Origin of the sequence: Photorhabdus africana (assembly GCF_035181445.1) — a bacterium.
Lineage (GTDB): Bacteria > Pseudomonadota > Gammaproteobacteria > Enterobacterales > Enterobacteriaceae > Photorhabdus > Photorhabdus laumondii.
Genome location: NZ_JAXBVE010000115.1, coordinates 1 through 1583, shown reverse-complemented (window position 1 = coordinate 1583; position 1583 = coordinate 1). Strand labels below are relative to the sequence as shown.

Sequence of the window (1583 nt, the reverse complement as noted above, 5' to 3'; positions counted from 1 at the left end):
CTACCCCGAATTATCGGCAGGGCTGCATTTACCCAAATTTGCCCGCATTGAGGCACACCCTGAAAACACGGTCAGCGGCGATATCGCCGACCCATTCCGGCCACGCTATGCCGTTGATGTACAATTATTGGCTGATGATGGTCAGGATGCCGCGGTTCCTGTTTACCACGCGGTTCCGCTGCCTTTGCCGATGGCGGGCAGTGAATCCGGTATGTTCCAATATCCGCCAGTCGGAACGGTGGTTGAAATCGCCTTTGAGGCAGGCAGACCGGATAAGCCCTTTATCCGGCAGACATTAAGCCAGGGTAATACCTTGCCCGATATCAAGCCAGGCGAACAATTGCAGCAGCAGCGGGCGGAAGTTTCGCAGAGGGTAACTCAGGAAGGGAACTGGATTCGTCAGACTGACCAGACTATTGATGAGTCGTCCATGCACCGTGAAGTCAGGGCAGACACGGAAACACGTAACGTAGTCGCACGGGAAACCACGATACAGGCCACGGATAAAACCACGGTTTTGGGCACGTCTACGCTACTGGCGGGCGCTGTCCAGCAAATTGCAGACGGTGACTATAGTATGGCGACCTCATCAAATTTCGTTGCCAGTGTAGGGAAAGAGGCCACTATTGAAGTCGGGCAAAAGCTGATAGAGAAGATTGGTCTGCTTAAGCAGAGCATCGCCGGTGCCAGGCAAGAAATCATCGCGCCCGTGGTTTGGGTAGGCAGCCAGCAAATCAATGTCATGACCTTGATGTTAGAGACGTTGGATGTGGTTAAAGCACTGGCGGAACAGACTGCCGCCCATACGCACCACAACACAGGTATGCCGGAGAACGCCAGCGCGATAAGGAACACGGCCTATAAATCGGATGGGCTGAAACAGAAGTATTCACCTGTGATTGGGTGAATATCATTCCATTTATGTGAGGTTTTTTACTCCGCACCCTAGGTTGATATTTTATGCTATAGGCATTAGACTGGTTATGTCAGTTAAGGAATATCGCGCTAGGACTGAGGCTACCAATCTCGGTAATAGCACAAAAGATACCCGCGCCCTGTATGGGTAAAACAAAAAAGCCAACCTCACCAGTTGGTTTTTTTGTTTTTACCAACTCACCATTTTAATTGATTGAATCATCTGAAAATAAACCTATAATCAACGGCTGTTAGTTTTGGGTAGCGTTCTGGCCTGTGTATCTCTGACGCAAGTTTTCGTAAGTCCTGGCTGAAGGACAGGTGGTGCTGCTTCAGTGCCTCGGTCAGAGCGCGATATTCCTTAACTGACTTGATGGAAGTCAGCCGGACAGGCAGCGTAAAGGCAATGGCTGGTTAAATCGTGCTCCTAACGGGAGCAAACGGGTGAAAGCATTTATTGACACTGCTATCATCGTTCTCAAAGCGTTAATCGCGCTTTTAGAGCTGATCCGTGCATTTCTGAAATAGATAACGGAAACGTAGCTAAGGCCATCGGAGTAACCTCCCGGTGGCCTTTAACATTTACCGCCTTTGATCAAGCAAACCACTCTTGTTTAAGTCGCCCAATATACTGATCTAAAAGTTAAATTTGGTCATCCCGACTGGAC

General features: G+C 49.5%; 1 protein-coding gene and 1 pseudogene. Both read left to right on the top strand.

The window, feature by feature from the left end:
- A pseudogene (locus SLS51_RS22910) lies at window positions 1-907 on the top strand (hypothetical protein); the annotation flags it as partial.
- Between the two features lie 464 nt (window positions 908-1371).
- On the top strand, window positions 1372-1443 hold the full coding sequence (gene dinQ / locus SLS51_RS24425) for a damage-inducible type I toxin DinQ (protein WP_369293964.1): 72 nt from the start codon (window positions 1372-1374) through the stop codon (window positions 1441-1443).
- The last annotated feature ends 140 nt before the right edge of the window (window positions 1444-1583 follow it).